At 64.5% G+C, this 15,215-nt stretch carries 8 protein-coding genes, 1 pseudogene and 1 riboswitch; of the genes and pseudogenes, 3 read left to right on the top strand and 6 right to left on the bottom strand.

What is annotated here, in order from left to right:
- Window positions 1–21: 21 nt before the first annotated feature.
- Window positions 22–1,194, top strand: a complete 1,173-nt coding sequence (locus AB5I39_RS13570) for an acetyl-CoA C-acetyltransferase (protein WP_404367830.1) — start codon at window positions 22–24, stop codon at window positions 1,192–1,194.
- A gap of 186 nt (window positions 1,195–1,380) precedes the next feature.
- Window positions 1,381–5,301, top strand: a complete 3,921-nt coding sequence (locus AB5I39_RS13565) for a TonB-dependent receptor domain-containing protein (protein WP_404367827.1) — start codon at window positions 1,381–1,383, stop codon at window positions 5,299–5,301.
- Between the two features lie 54 nt (window positions 5,302–5,355).
- Here AB5I39_RS13565 and AB5I39_RS13560 read toward each other — a convergent pair whose 3' ends face one another.
- The 6 genes and pseudogenes from AB5I39_RS13560 to AB5I39_RS13535 all read right to left on the bottom strand — a co-directional run bounded on the left by AB5I39_RS13560 (window position 5,356) and on the right by AB5I39_RS13535 (window position 12,595).
- On the bottom strand, window positions 5,356–6,384 hold the full coding sequence (locus AB5I39_RS13560; RefSeq protein ID WP_404367824.1) for an alanine racemase: 1,029 nt from the start codon (window positions 6,382–6,384) through the stop codon (window positions 5,356–5,358).
- Between the two features lie 27 nt (window positions 6,385–6,411).
- Window positions 6,412–8,025, bottom strand: a complete 1,614-nt coding sequence (locus AB5I39_RS13555; protein WP_404367822.1) for an MFS transporter — start codon at window positions 8,023–8,025, stop codon at window positions 6,412–6,414.
- A gap of 56 nt (window positions 8,026–8,081) precedes the next feature.
- Window positions 8,082–8,870: an ABC transporter ATP-binding protein gene (locus AB5I39_RS13550; protein WP_404367819.1), complete on the bottom strand. Its 789-nt coding sequence runs from the start codon at window positions 8,868–8,870 to the stop codon at window positions 8,082–8,084.
- Window positions 8,861–9,822: pseudogene (locus AB5I39_RS13545) on the bottom strand (FecCD family ABC transporter permease). The gene AB5I39_RS13550 and the pseudogene AB5I39_RS13545 overlap by 10 nt, the downstream one beginning before the upstream one ends.
- Entirely contained in the window at window positions 9,819–10,643 is an 825-nt protein-coding gene (locus tag AB5I39_RS13540) for an ABC transporter substrate-binding protein (protein ID WP_404367817.1), read from the bottom strand. The pseudogene AB5I39_RS13545 and the gene AB5I39_RS13540 overlap by 4 nt, the downstream one beginning before the upstream one ends.
- Entirely contained in the window at window positions 10,643–12,595 is a 1,953-nt protein-coding gene (locus tag AB5I39_RS13535; RefSeq protein ID WP_404367814.1) for a TonB-dependent receptor plug domain-containing protein, read from the bottom strand. The genes AB5I39_RS13540 and AB5I39_RS13535 overlap by 1 nt, the downstream gene beginning before the upstream one ends.
- Window positions 12,596–12,719: 124 nt before the next feature.
- A riboswitch (cobalamin riboswitch) is annotated at window positions 12,720–12,926 on the bottom strand.
- Between the two features lie 354 nt (window positions 12,927–13,280).
- On the opposite strand from AB5I39_RS13535, the gene AB5I39_RS13530 reads away from it, so the two are divergent.
- Window positions 13,281–14,903, top strand: a complete 1,623-nt coding sequence (locus AB5I39_RS13530) for an FAD-dependent oxidoreductase (RefSeq protein ID WP_404374155.1) — start codon at window positions 13,281–13,283, stop codon at window positions 14,901–14,903.
- Window positions 14,904–15,215: the final 312 nt, after the last annotated feature.

Below are 15,215 nucleotides of genomic sequence, written 5' to 3'. Positions count from 1 at the left end.
ACGCCAGACCCGGAGATACCCATGCACGACATCGTCATCACCGCCGCCAAGCGCACCCCCGTCGGCAGCTTCCTGGGCTCCTTCGCCACCACGCCAGCGCACGAGCTCGGCCGCGTCGCGATCGAAGCCGCCCTCGCGCAGGCAGGTGTTGCGGGCGAGGACGTTTCTGAAGTCATCCTCGGCCAAGTGCTCACCGCAGCTCAAGGGCAGAACCCGGCACGCCAGGCGTCGATGGCGGCGGGCGTCCCCAAGGAAATCCCGGCCTGGGGCGTGAACCAGGTGTGCGGCTCCGGCCTGCGTGCCGTGGCGCTGGCAGCACAAGCGATCGCCACCGGCGACGCGCGCATCGTTGTCGCAGGCGGTCAGGAATCCATGTCGATGAGCGCCCACGCACAAATGCTGCGGTCGGGTCAGAAGATGGGCGACCTGTCGCTGATCGATACGATGGTCAAGGACGGCCTCACCGACGCCTTCAACCGCTACCATATGGGCATCACCGCCGAGAATCTGGCCGAGCAGTATCAGGTCACGCGAGAGGCGCAGGACGCCTTTTCGGTCCGTTCGCAGAACCTGGCCGAAGCGGCCCGGGGTTCAGGCCGCTTCCGCGACGAAATCGCGGCCGTCACGGTTTCGGGCCGCAAGGGCGACACGATTGTGGCCGATGATGAATATATCCGCAGCGGCGTTACGATCGACAGCGTGTCCGGCGTCCGCCCCGCTTTCAAGAAGGACGGCACCGTCACCGCCGCCAACGCCTCCGGCCTAAACGACGGCGCCGCCGCGCTGGTCGTGATGAGCCGCGCCGAGGCCGAACGTCGCGGATCCCCGATCCTGGCGCGGATCGCCAGCTGGGCGTCGGCTGGCGTCGATCCCTCGATCATGGGCATCGGCCCGGTGCCGGCGACGCGGCGCGCGCTGGAAAAGGCGGGCTGGAGCCTTGCAGAACTGGATCTGATCGAAGCGAACGAGGCGTTCGCCGCGCAGGCGCTGTCGGTCGGCAAGGAGCTTGGCTGGGATGCCGAGCGCGTGAACGTGAACGGCGGCGCCATCGCGATCGGCCACCCGATCGGCGCGAGCGGCGCGCGCGTGCTCACCACGCTCCTCTACGAAATGGCCAAGCGCGATGCCAAAAAGGGCCTCGCGACGCTGTGCATCGGCGGCGGCATGGGCATCGCAATGTGCGTGGAGCGGTAGCGCCGACTTTTCCACTGCAACGAGAATTGGTCCGATTCGGCTGTTGTATAACCGCAACAGTCGCGTCAATCTGTCATAGTTCGTTCATGTTCCAGACAGGTTCCGCTTGCGCTGAAGCGTAAATTCCAGTTTCCTCCCCCACAACCGAGCACAAAATGCCGCGTTGAATCGAAATGGGGGAATTTCATGAAGCTCCGAGTCCTATTGTCCGCGACTGCGCTGACCAGCGCAGCGCTGATCGCAACCCTTCCCGGCGCGGCCTACGCGCAATCAGCTCCTGCCAACGTGCCGCCAACGACGGCGCAGGATAAGGAAGAGCAAAAAGAGGAAACGGCGTCGGCAGACGGTTCGATTTCCAAGGATAACTCGATCGTTGTCACCGGATCGCGCATCCGCCGCCCGGAATCGGATGGCGTTCTGCCCGGCGTCCAGGTCACTGCACAATCGATTGAGACGCGCGGCTTCACGAACGCGCTCGAGGCGCTCAACGATATTCCGCTGGTCGGCCCCGGAGCCAGCCCGCTTAACGGCAACAACGGTGGCCAGACCGCTAGCCTCGGTGCAGCATTCGTCGATCTGCTCGACCTTGGCACGGCGCGTACCCTGACACTCGTCAACGGGCGCCGCTTCGTGTCCGGCAACTCGGCATCCTTGTTCGTTGCGGGTAACGAAACCGGCAGCCAGGTGGACATCAACGTTATTCCGTCGTCGCTTATCGAGCGGGTCGACGTCGTCACCGTCGGTGGTGCCGCAGCGTACGGTGCGGACGCAATCGCGGGTGTCGTGAACTTCATCCTCAAGGACAATTACAACGGGTTTCAGGCGCGAGCACTGGCCGGTGTTTCGGAACGCGGTGATGCTGGGCAATATCAGATCAGCGCCCTTGGCGGTCATAATTTCTTCGATGGTCGTGCCAACCTGACGCTGTCATTTGAATATTCGCGCAATGACGGCCTTCAAGCGGTCGCCCGCGATTTCCGCAACGTCCGCCCCGGTTCCTATACCAATCCCTTCAACGGCGGCATCCGCAATCCTTCATTCACGCCGACATCCATCGTTGACGTGACCAACCTCAACAACGGCGCTTTCCTGCGCGCATCCGACGACGGACAGCCATCGACTTTGTTCGGGCTCGGCTTCGTTACGCAGACGCTCAGCAACCCGGGCACCGTTCTGCTCAGCCAGAGCAACACCTATTACACGCCCTATACGCCAATCACATCTGGCTCGGGCGCGACCCTGCGCACCTCCAACTACATCACCTTTGCCAATGGGGTCGCGCCAGTCGGCTTCGCGCTGAATGCGACCAACACAACGGGTGGCCGCACGACGATCGCAGGCTCGATCAACAACGGCTTTTTCAGTTTCTCGGCGGCGCAGATCATCCAGGGCACCCCTGGTGCGGGGGCGATCAGCGGCAACGGTTTGAATGGCGCTTCCGCGCAGGCGACTGGCGTGCCTTTCACGACTTTTGCGCCCACGTCGCTGCCCGCGAACGTGACTGCAGCTTCGGTGCTTGCCGCATATGGGGTGACTGCGCCGACCGGCGCGACGGCTGCACAGTTGACGACACTTGCGGTCAACATTCTGCAAGCCAACCGTTTCACGGCACGCGAGTTCTTGGCCGCGAACCCGACCACGAACCTGAACTACTTCATCGGCACGTTCGATCCAGCCGTCCCGCGGGTTGCCAATACGGATACGACGCTCGTCAGTGTTCGGGTCAACGGCGCGAACGTGATGGTGCCAGTCAACCAGATCCTCCCGTTCCGCGCCGTGCCGCTGCAGTTCAACGATAACGGCACATTGCAGGAGATCACCTTCTCCGGCCCGATCAGCGGCAATGCTCCGATCACGGTTGGTTCGTCGGTCGGCGGCAACGCCGGCTTCAACCGCAGCCTCGAGAACACCGTTCTTCGCACGCAGCAGGATCGGTATGTGGTCAACCTGTTGGGCCATTTCGACATCACCGACAACCTGACCTTCTTCAGCGAAAACACCTACGCCAACGTGTTGAACCGCTCGCTTGGTAACATTGCGGGATCGCAGAACTTCATCACCAACACGCAGGAGAACGCCGCCCTCCTGGTCAATATCAACAACCCGTTCCTGACCGCGCAAAACCGTTCGGTACTGAACTCGGTGGGCATTGCCACCGGTAACGGGACCAACAACGGCAATTTCCTGATCACCCGTCAGAACCAGGACGTGGTCGGCGCGAACGAGTTCGTGAACCGGCAGGAAACGTTCCGCATCACTGCCGGCTTGAAGTGGAAGTTCGGGTTGCTGGGCAAGTCATGGAATGCCGAACTTTCCGGTACCTACGGCGATTCGCGTCAAAACACGCGTTCTTACGGCATCGCCGACGTCGAATATCAGCTCGCACTGGATGCGGTTGATGCCGGCGTCGCCGCTGGCGGCGCGGCTAACGGCAATATCGTCTGCCGTTCCAAGCTGTTCCCAAGCCAGTATCTTGGACGTACGCCCAACGGCACGGCCGAGAACATCACGCGCGTTCGCGGTGCCGATGGCCTGCCGACCGAAGTGCTCGTGACGCCGGTGATCACGCAGGCGCTGATTGACGCGTGCCAGCCGCTCAATCCGTTCGGCTACAACCAGATGAGCCAGGCGTCGAAGGACTATGTGATCAGCCCTTCGCTGTTCCGGAACGTGTCCAAGCAGACCTACATCGTCGGAAGCGTCGGTGGTCAGTTGTTTGATCTTCCAGCCGGTCCGCTGGCAGTTAGTGTGAACGCTGAGTATCGCCGCGATTCGCTCTCGTTCACGACCAACGAGCTCAACATTCTTGGTCGGTCGCGGTCCGCACCGTCGGCGAACACCACCGCCTACACGCGTACGTTTGAAGGTGGTGGCGAATTGGCAATCCCGCTGACCGGCCCGGACTTCCTGCCGTTCGTTGGTTCGCTCGAATTCCGTCCGGCACTACGCGTGACCCAGCAGAGCGGCGCAGCTGCGAGCTATCGCAACCTCGCTGGCCAGGTGATCACGCCAAAGGCCGAGGGCAAGGTCGGGACGATCTACTCGCTAGCCGGGACCTGGCGCCCTATCCGGGACATCCAGTTCCGCGGTAACTTCACGCGATCGCTGCGTCAGCCATCGATCGTCGAACTGTTCCTGGGTGGTCAGCCGACCTTCCAGGCCGTCACTGACCTCTGCGGTCCAGCCAACATCAATAATGCGGCAAACAACCTGCCACGCGCTGCAAACTGCGCCGCCGCAGTGATCGCCAACGGCAATGCGACGGACGTTGCGTCAGCCAACACCTTCCTGGCCAACTTCGTCCCGCAGGGGGGCAGCTTGCAGGGGACCTTCTCCGGTTCTCCAACGCTGAAGCCGGAACGCGGCGAGAGCTGGACGGCTGGTGCGGCGCTGACCCCGCGCTGGATTCCGGGCCTCACCATCTCGGGTGACTATATCAGCCTGAACCTGAAGGATCAGATCGTAACCGCAGGCGTCGGCACTTTCCTGCAGGCGTGCTATGATAGCCCGACCTATCCTGACTCGACCGCGCAGATCGGCCTGAACGGCTGCTCACGCTTCACCCGCGGTGCGGACTTCCAGCTCCAGAACGGTGTGCAGGCAGGCTTCCTTAACCTCGGTGGGATTCAGGTGCGGGCGGTCAACGCAACGGTCAACTACTCGCTCAAGCTCGGTACGGATCGCGTCGTGCTCCGCGCGAACGCATATCACCTGATCCGGTACGACACATCCGCATCGGGTACCTTCAACGGGGATCGTGCAGTGACGGCTGGCACGTATTCGCGTCCGACGCTGGAAACCCAGCTCTCGGTCCGCTACGAGCACGATTGGATCTATGGGCAGGTCACTTGGAACCGTCAGTCGCCGACCCGGATTTTTGCTGGCAACGATCCGGCCGGACCGGAAGTCTATCCGTACAATCGCTATCCGGCGCTGCATAACGTCGATCTCGCGCTTGGCTTGGACGTGAACGACAAATTCCGCCTGCAGCTCAACGTATCGAACGTGCTCGACCAGACGACTGCAGGAGCGCTCGGCTACACCTTTGCTGATTATTACGATCAGATCGGTCGCCGCTTCCAGGCGTCGGTTACCACCCGCTTCTAAAGCGTCAGCGGGCTATAAAGAGGGGCAGTTCCGCGCCAGCGGAACTGCCCCTTGTTATGCCCAAACCCGCTCGGCCCGAGCGCCCAGGCCCGTCAGCAATTCATATTGCGACATCCCCGACACCGCCGCCGCCTGCGGCAGCGCATAGTCGATCGCTACCCAGTCGCCCTCCGCCAGGTCAGGTGCGGCATCGACGCGGATTGCGGTCAGATCCATCGATACGCGGCCCAGCACCGGCAGCACCACCTCCCCCACGCGCGCCGACCCCGCATTCGAAAAGCCGCGCCAATAGCCGTCGGCGTACCCAATATTGAGGATCGCGACCTCGGTCGGTGCGGTGGCAGTGTACCGCGCGTTGTAGCCGATCGACTCCCCCGCCGCGAGCGTGCGGCGCTGCAGGATTTGCGCTTCGGGCGTAACGACTTGCCGCACCACCTTCGCCAGTTCGCCGCGCGGGACGCCGCCGTAGAGCGCCAGGCCGGGGCGGGTGAGATCGAAAGCATAGTCCGCCCCCAGCGCGATGCCCGCCGAATTGGCGAGGCTCAGCCGCTTCGCACCAGTCCGGCCACGCAGCCCCTCCAGCGCGGCGCATTGCCGGGCATTGACCGGCGAGTCCTCATCGGCGCACGCGAAATGGCTCATCAGCGTGTCGATCTGAAGCCCGTCGAGCAGCCCTTGTGTGACATGCTCGACCGACACGCCCAGCCGATTCATGCCGGTATCGACCATCACGTCGCAGTGTCCACCCCCGGCATCGCGCCAGCGTGCGATCTGCGTCGCCGTGTTCAGGACGGGTCGTCCGATGCCACTGCGTGCGGTCGGCATGTCCTCTTCGCGTACGCCGTGGAGCACGGACACGCGGACGCCAAGATCACCCAACGCCGCCGCTTCGGCCCACGTCGCCACGAAGAAGTCGCGACACCCTGCCCCAGCCAGCCGCTCGACCACGCCGCGCGCGCCAAGACCGTACCCGTTGGCTTTCACTGCCGCCCCGCAAGCGGCGGCTCCGCTCATCCGGTCCAGCGCCCGCCAATTGTCAGTCAGGGCGGCGGCATCGAGGCGAAGGCGGAGGGGTGCGGGCATCCCCGGCGGTTAGCGCCCGGCGTGCGGCTAGTCTACGTGCGCCGTACCCGGCTTGCCCTCATCGAGCATGAAGACCGTGACCACCAGCGCCATCGCCACCACCGCGACGGTGTACCACAGACCGGCAAAGGGATCGCCCGTGCGCGCCACGATCACCTGGCTGATCAACGGGAGAAATCCGCCGAAATAGCCGGTGCCGATATGGTACGGGATCGACATCGAACTGTAGCGGATGCGCGCTGGAAAGAGCTCGGTTAGCAACGCGGCCACCGGGCCGTAGGTAATGCCCGACAGGGCGCTCAAGGCCAGAATCGCGATCAGGATCACCACGATGTTCCCCGGCGACGGCGTGACCGGGCGCAGGTCATAGCCGCTCTTGGTCAGCGCGGCCTCCACCCCTTCATTGGTCATGTCGTTGACGCCAACCCCGCCGACCAGAACGAGCGTCACCGGCGTGTGCGCCTTGGTATAGGGGACGCCCTTTTTCGACAGATAGTCGAGCAAGCGTCGGCATTCGCTCGGTTTTCCGGGGAAGAGTTCGTATTGGCAAGCTGGACCGGAGACGACCACCGGCGCGCGCTTCGCGGCAAGCGCGAGCGCCGGGTTGGCGGCCGACCCCATCACCCAGAAGATCGGGAAGATCAGCACCAGCGTGAGCGCGTAGCCGACGATGATCGGCGTCTTGCGCCCGACCTTGTCCGACAGCCAGCCAAAGAGCACAAAAAAGCCCAGCCCGCCGAGCGCACCGAAGCCGACGATCAACTGCGCGGCGGTTTCCTGCACCCGCATCGTGCCCTGCAGGAAGGACAGCACCGTGAACATCGCGGTGTACCAGATCACCGTCAGCCCGGCCGAAATGCCGAATAAAGCGACGAACAACCGCTTGATATTACCGGGATAGGTGAAACTTTCGACGAACGGGTTCTTGGCGCACTGCCCCGATTCCTTCATCCGTTTGAAAACCGGGCTCTCCGACAATTTCAGCCGCATCCACAACGACACGGCGAGCAAGACGAGCGAGAAAAGGAACGGCACGCGCCAGCCCCAGGAATCCCACACGGCCGTCGGCATCAGGCCTTTGGTCAGCAAAACAACCGCGAGGCTCAGGATGAAACCACCCGCGACGCTCGCCTGGATGAAGCTGGTGAAATAGCCGCTCTTGCCAGGCGGCGCGTGTTCGGCGACGTAAATCGCCGCACCGCCATATTCCCCGCCGAGCGCAAGGCCCTGCAGCACGCGCAAGCCAATGATGATGAAGGGCGCCGCCAGCCCGATCGCGGCGGCCGACGGCACCATGCCCACCGCAGCCGTCGCCAGGCCCATCACCGAAATCGTTACCAGGAACGTGTATTTGCGCCCCAATTTGTCGCCAAGAAAACCGAACAGGACCGCGCCGAGCGGCCGAAACCCGAAGCCGACCGCAAAGCCGGCCCAGGCGTAAAGCGTCTGCAACAGTTCGTTCTGCGCCGGGAAGAAGGTCCGGCCGATGATGCCCGATGCGGCGAGCGTGCCGTAAATGAAGAAATCATACCATTCGAAGATCGTGCCGAGCGACGACGCGGTAATGACGAGCTGAATGTCCTTGCGGCTGGGCGGCGCATCCGCCCCCGGCCCAAGATCGCTCGCCACCGTCGTCGCCATATCGTCCCCCACCCTTGCCGCTGTTCCGGCGCGCCGCACACTACGGGGTTTGCGCCTTACGGCAAGGATGATCCGACGCGCCCGATCGGCACGCACATCGGCCGCCCGTCGGAATCATGCGAAACGCGCACCGCGATATCGAACACCCGCGCGAGTGTGTCAGCGGTCAACACTTCGGCGGTCGACCCATGCGCCACGACGCGGCCATGCTGCAGCAACACGACATCGTCCGCGATCCGCCCGGCGTGCAGCAGATCGTGCAGCACCACCGCCACGCCCCGCCCGCGCGCCGCCACCCCCCGCAGCTGATCGAGCAGATCGAGCTGATGCGCAGGATCAAGGCTCGCCATCGGCTCGTCGGCCAGCAGCCACGCCGGATCCCCCGCCAGCACGCGCGCGAGCAAGACGCGCGCCCGTTCCCCGCCCGACAGCGTCGCGATGCCGCGGTCCGCGAACGCGGCGGTCTCCGTCATCGCCATCGCCGCATCGATCGCGGCGCGATCGGCGTCGCTCGGCCCAGCGAAGGGCGAACGGTGTGCAACACGCCCCAACGCCACCACGTCGCGCACGCGCAAATCCCAATGCACGCGGGCGTCCTGCGGCAGATAGCCGATCAGCCGCGCGCGCTCGCGCGGGTCGAGCGTGGCAACCGCGCGATCACCGATCGATACCATTCCGTCGCTCGGGGTCAGCAACGCCGCGATCGCCTTGAGCAGCGTACTCTTCCCCGCCCCATTGGGGCCAAGGATTGCGGTAACACGCCCGGACCACAGCACCGCATCGATGCCGTCCAGCACCCGCCGCCCGTCGAGCGTCACGCCAAGCTGCGTCAGGCTCAATTCCATCCAGTGCGTCCCTTCAGCAGCAGCCAGAGGAAGAACGGCCCGCCGATCATCGCCATCGCAACGCCCAGCCGTACTTCGCCAGCGCCGGGGATCAGGCGGCACAGGCTGTCCGCAACCAGCGTCAGCACCGCACCGCCCAGCGCGCTCGGCAACAGCAAAGCGGACGGCCGCGCACCGAACAGCGGGCGCAGCAGATGCGGCACGATCAGCCCGACAAAACCGACCACGCCGGTCACCGCGACGCTCGCCCCCACGATCAACCCGGTGCCCAGCACCACCAGCGCCTGCAGCCGTCCGAGCCGAATGCCCATCGAGCGTGCCGTATCCTCGCCCAGGCTCAGCGCATCGAGTGACGGACCGGTCGCCGCCAGCACCACCGCGCCGATCAGTAGGAACGGTGCCGCGCGGGCGACATCTTCCATTCCGCGATCGGTCAGCGCGCCCATCAGCCAGTCGATCACTTCGGCCACCGCATAGGGGTTCGGCGCGATCGAGATAACAAAGGCGGTCAGCGCGCCGGAGAGGCTGGCGAGCACCGTGCCCGCAAGGATGAACTGCACCGCGCTCGCCTGCCGCCACGTGAGCGCCGCGAGCAGCGCCATCGACCCGCCCGCCGCCGCCATCGCGCAGACGAACAGCACGATCGGGTTGCCGGCAATGCCCAGCACGATTGCCGTCACCGCCCCGAGCGCCGCGCTCGACGAGACACCGACCACGCCCGGATCGGCCAACGGGTTTCGCAGATACCCTTGCAGGACCGCCCCCGACAGGCCGAGCACCGCCCCGATCATCAACCCGAGCAGCGCGCGCGGCAAACGCAGTTCGAACAGGATCGCGGCATTGGCATCCTGACCGAGCCAGGCAGCCGGGGGATCCACAGCTTGCCCGCCATCAGCGACAGCGCGAAGGCGGCCACCGTCAGCAGCGCGAGCAGGAGGAGCTTCCGCGTCATGCCTCGCCGCGCCGCAGTTCGGCCAGTCGGGTGACGGCGGGAACGATCGTCGGTCCGCCGCAATTGATCAGCGTCCGCGCGAAGGTGGCATAGCGCGTCGGCGCGTGCATTCGATTGAGAACGCGCGCGCGGAGCGTCGCATTGCGCGATGGACCCGGGGTGAGGATCAGCGCCGGCGGGGCGGCTGCGATGCTTTCGAGCGCTACGGGCGCAGTGTAGGCAAGACCATAGTCCTTGGCGGCATTGTGCAATCCCGCGCGCGCCATCAATTCATCGAGCAGGTTGCCGGGACCGTTCGCCAATGTCCCGCCAATGAAGAGCAATACCGACGGCGGAGCTTTTGCATCGCGCGGTGCGGCACGTGCGACTGCCTGTTCGATACGCGCGATCATAGCCCTGCCCCGCGCGCTCTGCCCTACCGCCTCGGCAACCAGCGCGATCTGCGCTTCGCTCGCGGCTACGGTCGCGGGGGAATCGAGCAGCAACGTCTTGAGCCCGGCACGCCGATATGCATCGCGCGTGGCAAGCGGCGTGAAACTGGACGTGACCACCAGGGACGGCCGCAGCGCGATTACCTCTTCCGCCGTGCCCGCCGTCGACGGAAAGCGTCGCGCGACCGACAGCGGCAACGATGTCGCCGCCGGATTATGCGAATATTGGCTGATCGCGCTCAGCCGCTCGGGCGCGAGTTCGACCAGCATCGCGTCTGCGCATGGATTGGTCGAGACGATGCCACCGGCGGGTAGCCCGCCGCTTGCCGGACCGCGCGCCGGGGCAGCGCACCCGGCGAGCAGCACGGCAAGCAGCGGGACCAGGCGCATCAGTCGAGTTTCACGCGAATGCCACCGGATACCGTACGTCCATCGGTGCCGTAATTGGCAACGGTACGGTATCGCTCGTCAAACGCGTTGTCGATCCGACCATAGACCACCAGCCGCTGCCCGATCGGCATTTCGGCACGGAAGCCCGCCAAGACATAACCGTCGAGCCGGACCGTGTTGCCGGCGTTATCGAAGCTGTCGCCGACATGCGTGACAGTCCCGCCGATCGAAAGGCCGATCGGGAAGCGGTAGTCGGCCAGCAGGCTGACCGTCTGCTTCGGGCGCCGCGCCAGATCCTTGCCGAAGTTGGCTCCAGCGGAACGGTTCTTGGCGTCGATGTAGCTGTAATTCCCGGTCACCGTCAGGGCTTCGACCGGGTGCAGCGCCAATTCGACCTCGACGCCCTCGGCGCGCGTCCGGGCAATGTTGTCGTATACGCCGAATGGCCGGTTGAAGCAGATCGACGCAGCGTTGGTAACCTGCGCCCTGGGGCACGATGCGAAATCAATCTGGTTGCGCGTGTCACGGCGGAAATAGGTCACGCTTGCGGTTGCCGCTCCCCCCAGCACGCTCTGCTGTACGCCGACATCGTAGCTGCGCGCCGTCTCCGGCACGAGTTGCCGGTTCCCGTAAGCGCTGAACAATTGATATAGCGTCGGCGCCTTGAAACCCTCGCCATAGCTCGCGCGCAGCGTCGTGCCTGTATCGAGCGCCAGCGCCGCATCCGCGCCGAACGTCGTGCGGCTGCCAAAGGTGCGGTGGTCGTCATGGCGTACCCCGCCCGTGATCGTCAACTGGCGCACCGGATTGACGATCGCCTCGCCGTACACCGAGGTGATACCCGTCGAAGCGAAGGTGCTGCCGTCGTTGAAGCGGCTGTTCTCATGCTCCGCGCCGCCGACCAGGCGGAGCTGATCGTTCACGCGGAAATCGCCCTGATATTCGAACCGTTCGGTCCGCCCGCGCGCGAAGAAGGACACGGGCGTGTTGGGCGCGTCGAAATTGTCGCGCTTGATGTCGGCGATCGTGAAGGCGAGGCGGTTGCGAAAGCGGCCATCAAGCAGGTTCGCGTGCGCCCCGGCATAACCGTACGCTTCCTTCGCGGTCGAATAGGCTGGGCTGTCCGAAACGACATAATTGGGTGGCGGAAAACCCGAGTCATATTGCGTGCGGCTGTCGGCATAGTAGCCGCGCAAGTCGATCCCGATGCCTGGCGCAAGTTCGAGGCCGACCTTGCCGGTCGCGCCATATTGGCGGAAGCCGTCGGGCTCGGTGCCGCTCGCCGCAGCCGAGATGCCGTCGGTGCGCGAATAGCCACCGTTGAACGAGGCGGTCAGCGGACCCGTACCGCCCGACAGGCCCGCACTTGCGTACACCGCGTCATGCGACCCGTATTCGACCCGGCCGCGCGCCTGCAGCCCTTCCGTCGGCGACGCGGTGGTGATGTTGACCACGCCGCCGATCGCCTGGCTGCCCCACGGCACCGAATTCGGGCCGCGCAGAACCTCCACTCGATCGATCGATCCGGCGAGCAGCGTGCCGAAATCGAATGCACCGCCGGGCGAAGACGGATCGTTGACGCGAATTCCGTCGATAATCGTCAAAGTTTGTTCGCCCTCCGCACCGCGGATGCGAACGGCGGTGACGTTGCCCACGCCACCGTTGCGCGTCACCGTAACGCCCGGCGTCGTGGCGAGCACATCCGACAGGACGATGGTCTGGCGGCGCTCCAGTTCGGCGCGAGTCAGGACCGTGACGGCCTGGCCGACCTGGCTGCTCGATTGCGGTACGCGCGCGGCGACGATGATATCAGGCTCGGCCCGCTGATCGGCGATGATGATCTCGCTGGTGCCGCTCTCGTCAGCCTTGGCGGTCGGTGCGGTTTGCGCGTGGGCGGTGCCCGCCAAGCCTAGCACCAAAGCGGTGGGGAAAAATTTCTGAAATGCAATCATGACGTTACCCTCAAAGAGGGCCAGCACGCCGAGCATCGCCCGTGCGGCGACGCGCGGAGCGATGGCCCCGGTTCCGTCGTTCGCTCGAGGTTTCGCCTCGTCCGCACGGTTCACCCGCCCGCGCAGTGGATCGACCGTGAGGGGCAGGTCTCCTGGCTCCCGGGTCATTGCTGACGTGCCGCCTTCCCAGGTCGGTCGAGACCCAGTGGCATGATGGCGCGCCGGCTATCCGGTCACAGTTGCGGGGGCAGCACCGGTCTTGCGAGATCGCTCCCGCGCACCGATTTCCCTATTGATCCCGTCGCCGGGAACCCTTCACGAGGGCCGCTTAGTATTGCGGCGCAGCACGCGCAAGAAAGAAAAAGCGGCGTGCGGCGCGTAACCAAGCCTTGTCATCTTCTATATTAAAGGAGATTCTTAGCGCGCTCGTAAGAAGACGCGCTTCGACAGGAGCAACCGGGATGAGGGTTCGATCGATACGCCAGGCCGCTACAGCGCATCCGCATGCGGAGCGGCCCTTGCCCCCCGGGACCGGCATCCTGATCGCGGGATCGGTTTCGCTCCTGATGTGGGCCCTGATCGCCGGTATCGCGACCCTGGTCTGACACGCCTCTCCCCGTTCGTGTCTTGACGCGGCGGTGAATTCGATGTGGATCAAGCCGACCTGTCAGCGGGGTGGCACCACATGGAAACGATCGGCGGCGACCTTCGCCACATGCAGCGGACGCCCTTGTCCGAAAGCCACGTCGCCGCCCTCCGCGCGGCTGGGACGATCGTTCGGTACCCGGCTGGTACCTTCCTTTCGCGACCGGGCAAGCCCGCGGACCGCTTCACCTATGTCCTCTCGGGCGAGATCGAGGTGGTCAATCTCTATACCGACGAGCGGCATTTGCCCTCCACACTTGGCCCCTCGCAATTCATGGGGGAGATTTCGTTCCTGAATGGCGGCAATTGGTCGATGCCATTGCGCGCCGCGGTCGAAACCGAAGTGATCGAAGTCCCGCGCGACACGATGCTGACGCTGATGTCGCAAATCCCGGAGATGTCTGACATCGTGATTTCCGTGCTGTCGGCGCGGCGGCGGCGGCAGCTCGACGATCATGACGGCGCGCTCGTCCTGATCGGCGAGGAGGCCGATCGGGAGATCCGGCGGATCGCCGAGTTCGCCAGCCGCAACCGAATTCCCTACACCACGATCGCGCTCGACACTGACGAAGCGGCGGCGATGGCGCAGACCTGCGGCATCGCGCTGAGCGGTCCCTGCGTGATCTTCGGTCGGGAAATGGTGTCCGACCCGAGCCCACAATCCGTCGCGCGCCTGCTGGGCCTGAACCGTGATCTGGCCGAGGAAGACGTGTTCGACGTGCTGATCGTCGGCGGCGGCCCGGCGGGAGTCGCCGCGGGCGTCTATGCGGGCGCCGAGGGGCTGTGCGCCCTGGTCATCGAAGACGTCGCGATTGGCGGACAGGCGGGCACGTCGTCCAGGATCGAAAACTATATGGGCTTCCCGACCGGTATTTCGGGCGCAGATCTGGTCTGGCGCGGCGAGGTGCAGGCGATGAAGTTCGGCACACGCTTTGCGATGCCGTGCCGCGTCGGCCTGCTGGAACGGCTGGAGGATGACACCTTCTGCGCGACGCTCGACAGCGGCAAACGGGTGCGCGGGCGTTCGGTAGTGGTCGCGACTGGGGTGCAATATCGCCGCTTGCCTATTGCCCGACTGGAGGCCCTGGAGGGGGCCGGTATCTATTACGCGGCGACCGAGGTCGAGGCGCGCTATTGCCGCGGGACCGAAGCGATCGTCATCGGGGGCGGCAATTCCGCAGGCCAGGCCGCGATGTTCCTGAGCCGATCGGCAAGCCGCGTGCGTTTGCTGGTGCGCGGAACCTCGCTCGCGGCGTCGATGTCGAGCTATCTGTCGAGTCGGCTGGAAGCGGATCCGGCGATTGCGATCGAATATCAGGCCGAAGTCAGCCAGCTGCACGGTGGCGAGCATCTCGAGGCGGTCACGATCCGCGATGCTGAAACGGGTCGGACCGAAACGGTTGCGACGCGCGCGATGTTCGTAATGGTCGGTGCGGCGCCCAATACTGCGTGGCTGTCCGGCCTGGTCGCCCTCGACGACAAGGGTTTCGTGCTGACAGGACCCGACGTCTCGGCGACATCCCCGTTTGCGACGTCGCATCCGGGCATCTTTGCGGTAGGCGACGTTCGCGCCGGATCGGTGAAGCGAGTCGCCTCCTCAGTCGGCGAAGGTTCTGTTGTTATTTCAAGAGTTTGGGAATATCTGAATCACACCGGGCGGTAGGTTTCGCGCGGGAGTCTCGCGCGTTTCGGGCAACGATGAACGCGGCATTTACGGCGACCTCGCAAAAGAGAAGCGAAAACGCGAGCGAGACGACTCTTTGAACGAAACGGGTCGAAGATTATAACTTTCCGTTACATGTCCGAAACATATAGCTACCGCGAAGTTAACGATATTGCGTGATTGAATGTGTTGCCCACGAGGCAGCGCAATCAATTAGAACTGTTTTACCCATTTTAATTTGCAGAACGTGGTTTTCCCGCGATAACCTGAAACCAAGTATCGCCATGCTTCGCGTTATCGGGGTCCGCATTG

Source organism: Sphingomonas sp. MMS24-J45, assembly GCF_044881195.1.
GTDB lineage: Bacteria > Pseudomonadota > Alphaproteobacteria > Sphingomonadales > Sphingomonadaceae > Sphingomonas.
This window is presented reverse-complemented; position numbering and strand designations above follow the sequence as displayed.

What these genes read in the sequence shown, in the direction of transcription:
- AB5I39_RS13535 (WP_404367814.1), bottom strand. Translation starts at nt 12,595, where the DNA reads ATGATTGCATTTCAGAAATTTTTCCCCACCGCTTTGGTGCTAGGCTTG.
- AB5I39_RS13550 (WP_404367819.1), bottom strand. Translation starts at nt 8,870, where the DNA reads ATGGAATTGAGCCTGACGCAGCTTGGCGTGACGCTCGACGGGCGGCGG.
- AB5I39_RS13530 (WP_404374155.1), top strand. Translation starts at nt 13,281, where the DNA reads ATGGAAACGATCGGCGGCGACCTTCGCCACATGCAGCGGACGCCCTTG.
- AB5I39_RS13555 (WP_404367822.1), bottom strand. Translation starts at nt 8,025, where the DNA reads ATGGCGACGACGGTGGCGAGCGATCTTGGGCCGGGGGCGGATGCGCCG.
- AB5I39_RS13540 (WP_404367817.1), bottom strand. Translation starts at nt 10,643, where the DNA reads ATGCGCCTGGTCCCGCTGCTTGCCGTGCTGCTCGCCGGGTGCGCTGCC.
- AB5I39_RS13560 (WP_404367824.1), bottom strand. Translation starts at nt 6,384, where the DNA reads ATGCCCGCACCCCTCCGCCTTCGCCTCGATGCCGCCGCCCTGACTGAC.
- AB5I39_RS13570 (WP_404367830.1), top strand. Translation starts at nt 22, where the DNA reads ATGCACGACATCGTCATCACCGCCGCCAAGCGCACCCCCGTCGGCAGC.
- AB5I39_RS13565 (WP_404367827.1), top strand. Translation starts at nt 1,381, where the DNA reads ATGAAGCTCCGAGTCCTATTGTCCGCGACTGCGCTGACCAGCGCAGCG.